The sequence below is a fragment of the Pantoea sp. R102 genome (assembly GCF_004916815.1).
GTDB classification, from domain to species: Bacteria; Pseudomonadota; Gammaproteobacteria; order Enterobacterales; family Enterobacteriaceae; genus Pantoea; species Pantoea dispersa.
In genome coordinates this window covers 1-1,747 of sequence record NZ_SDFT01000254.1, presented here as the reverse complement: position 1 = coordinate 1,747, position 1,747 = coordinate 1, and the positions used below count along the sequence as shown (strand labels likewise).

Annotated in this window: 4 protein-coding genes; all 4 read right to left on the bottom strand. The window is 51.9% G+C overall.

All coding sequences use genetic code 11. The features are described 5' to 3' along the window. Positions 1–65: 65 nt before the first annotated feature. Positions 66–599, bottom strand: coding sequence for a F0F1 ATP synthase subunit delta (atpH, locus tag ERD80_RS21155; protein ID WP_021508187.1), 534 nt, complete (start codon positions 597–599; stop codon positions 66–68). Positions 600–613: 14 nt separating this feature from the next. Next, positions 614–1,084, bottom strand: a complete 471-nt coding sequence (atpF, locus tag ERD80_RS21150) for a F0F1 ATP synthase subunit B (protein WP_021313757.1) — start codon at positions 1,082–1,084, stop codon at positions 614–616. Positions 1,085–1,192: 108 nt separating this feature from the next. After that, complete coding sequence (gene atpE, locus ERD80_RS21145) at positions 1,193–1,432, bottom strand: F0F1 ATP synthase subunit C (protein ID WP_003849523.1); 240 nt, start codon at positions 1,430–1,432, stop codon at positions 1,193–1,195. Positions 1,433–1,481: 49 nt separating this feature from the next. Further along, positions 1,482–1,747, bottom strand: a 266-nt coding sequence (locus tag ERD80_RS21140) for a F0F1 ATP synthase subunit A (protein ID WP_168926306.1), incomplete at its 5' end; no start/stop codon positions are given.

Sequence of the window (1,747 nt, the reverse complement as noted above, 5' to 3'; positions counted from 1 at the left end):
AGCAATGCGCTGCTTGATCAGTTCGCTGATTTCGGTGGAATTCAGTTGCATATGCTCCAGTCCCCTTAAGACTGCAAGACGTCTGCCAGACGGTCAAGACGGCCGCGCACGCTGCCATCAATCACCAGGTCACCCGCACGGATAACCACACCTGCCATTACAGACTTATCAATTTTGCAATTCAGCTTAACTTTGCGTGACAGACGTTTTTCCATCGCGGCGCTGATTTTACTCAGCTGGCTGTCACTCAGCGCACTGGCGGAGATCACATCAACTTCGGCTGTCGCTTCATAAGCGTCACGCAGTTGAATGAACTGTTCCAGTACCGCTGGAAGCGCTGTCAAACGTCCGTTCTCCGCCATAACCTTAATCAGGTTCTGAGCGTGTTCATCAAGTTGATCACCACAGACTGCGTTGAAAGAAGCAGACAAGGCTTCCGGTGCCAATGCACCGGAAAGGAGTTCTGCCATCTGTTCGTTGCGAGCCACTTCTGCGGCAAACGCCAGCATGGTCTGCCAGCGGTCGATACTTTGATGCTCAACAGCAAAGTCAAAAGCTGCTTTGGCGTAGGGGCGAGCTACAGTAATCAGATCAGACATCAGCCCCTCCCTCCTTACAGTTCAGCGACCAGTTTATCAACGATGTCGCTGTTAGCAGCTTCATCCACGGAACGTTCGATGATCTTCTCGGCGCCAGCTAAGGCCAGCAGCGCGACTTGCTTACGCAGCTCTTCACGTGCACGTGAGCGCTCGGCTTCGATTTCTGCCTGCGCCTGAGACACGATGCGGTTACGTTCAGTCTCAGCTTCAGTTTTGGCTTCGTCCAGAATCTGGGCACGGCGTTTGTTCGCCTGCTCGATAATGACCTGAGCTTCTTCTTTGGCTTTTTTCAGCTGGTCGGTCGCATTGGCCTGCGCGAGATCCAAATCTTTCTTCGCGCGTTCAGCAGAAGCAAGGCCTTCAGCAATTTCTTTCTGGCGCTTTTCGATGGCAGCCATAATCGGCGGCCATACGTACTTCATGCAGAACGCGACAAACAGGATGAACGCGATGGCCTGGCCGAGGATTGTTGCATTAATGTTCACAGCACAATGCCTCTTATTAAGTTAACTTGCTCTGCCGCTATCAGCGATAAACGGCAGAATCCGTTCCTCATCACACTGCGTGCCATGAGTGAACCACGGCTACAGGCTTTAGGCGACAGCAAACATCACGTAGAGACCCAGACCAACAGCGATCATTGGGATTGCATCCACCAGACCCATTACAACAAAGAACTGCGTACGCAGCAGAGGAATCAGATCCGGCTGACGCGCTGCGCCTTCCAGGAATTTACCTCCGAGGATGCCGATACCGATCGCAGCACCGATTGCCGCCAGACCCATCATCACAGCGGCAGCCATGTACAGCAGATCCATATTCAGGTTTTCCATGACAGTCTCCAGTTTGTTTCAGTTAAAAGCTAAGTTGTTGAGATAAAAATCAATGCTCTTCAGATGCCATCGACAGATAGACAATCGTGAGGACCATGAAAATGAAAGCCTGCAGCGAAATAATCAGGATGTGGAAAATGGCCCATGGCACATTCAGCACCCACTGCGACCACCACGGCAGCAGACCGGCAATCAGGATAAAGATCAGCTCACCCGCATACATGTTGCCGAACAGTCGCAGACCGAGCGAAACCGGTTTAGACAGCAGGCTAACACCTTCAAGAATCAGGTTGATGGGGATGAAGATCGGGTGAT